The sequence below is a fragment of the Geobacillus sp. ZGt-1 genome, from assembly GCF_001026865.1.
GTDB lineage: Bacteria > Bacillota > Bacilli > Bacillales > Anoxybacillaceae > Geobacillus > Geobacillus thermoleovorans.
In genome coordinates, this window is sequence record NZ_LDPD01000234.1 from 1 (window position 1) to 1448 (window position 1448).

At 43.2% G+C, this 1448-nt stretch carries 1 protein-coding gene; it reads left to right on the forward strand.

Annotated features, from left to right (window positions below; all coding sequences use genetic code 11):
- A partial coding sequence (cas3, locus tag VU18_RS16940; RefSeq protein WP_047758649.1) for a CRISPR-associated helicase Cas3' occupies window positions 1–1448 on the forward strand: 1448 nt, incomplete at both ends.

The window sequence follows — 1448 nt, forward strand, 5'->3', positions numbered from 1 at the left end:
TTCAAGAAGAACTGTTGGAAACTGATTGCGACGCCAATGTACCGCATAACTATCTGTCTGTCGGTCTTGTTCCATTTGAGCAATTGAATTTGACGAAAGAAGAAATTCGGCTGTTAACTCATGCCATCGGCTACCATCATGAGCGGGATAAACGGCCTGATAAAGCAGCGATCCGTGATATTTTAGAAAACGATCTACAAAAGCAAAGAGAGGCTATTGCCCATCATATGCGACTGCCCTTGGCTGAAAAGTTATCGTTTCGATTTGTGGATCGGTTGCTAAAACGGTATACCATTCATGAAGGGGAGTCATTTTGGGATTATGTGTTGTTAAAGGGCCTCTTGCAACGAATTGACCATGCGGCCTCAGCGCACCTTCCCGTCGAATCGGACGTTCATCAAGATGTTGGCGTCTATGTGCGACGGTATATGGAGAATAAGTCGTTTCATCTCAACGATTTACAGCGTTTTACAGCAGGTCACACCCATAAAAATGTGATTGTGATAGCACAAACAGGCATGGGAAAAACGGAATCTGCCTTATTGTGGATCGATCGGGATAAGGCATTCTTCACCTTGCCCCTTCGCGTCAGCATCAACGCTATTTATGAACGAGTTCGTCATCAAATGGGATACGATGCCGCAGGTCTTTTGCATTCTACAAGCGCTTTCTATTTGGTGGAACGGGGGGAAGAAAACTGGGAGGCGATTAAGCAACAATCGCAGCAATTGTCCATGAAGCTGCTTTTCACAACCGTTGACCAAATTTTAAAGTTTCCTTTTTATTATCGAGGATTTGAAAAGGAATTAGCAAGCATGGCAAACGCCAAAGTGGTGATCGATGAAATCCAAGCGTATGATCCAAAAATTGCTGCGATGTTGATTAAGTCATTAGAAATGATTAAAAAAGTAGGCGGCCGGTTTATGATTATGACGGCTACATTGCCAACTTTATATTTGGATGAACTCAAACGCCGAAGTATTATCGATGAAGAAGACACCGTTTTCGGCGAATTTATTGACAGCCAAAATCACCGTCACCGTATTCAGCTCCATGACGAAGAAATAACAGAAGGAATAGAGGACTTTGTCAAAATGGCGCGTTCATCCCAAGTGTTAGTCATTGTGAATACGGTTCGTCGGGCGATGGAATTGTACGAACGATTATCCGAAATGGGCAGCGATGTACCTGTTCATTTGCTGCACTCACAATTTACGCAAGAAGATCGTCAATGGCTCGAGCGGCAAATTCAAGAGTTCAATGAGGCAAAGACAAATGGGGTGTGGATTACGACCCAGCTTGTCGAGGCAAGCATTGATATTGATTTCGACTATTTATTCACAGAAATGTCTCCACTGGACAGTCTGTTTCAACGTCTTGGGCGCTGTTATCGAAGAAGAGTTATTGAAAGGGAACAATGCAACATCCATATTTTTACACAAAACGTT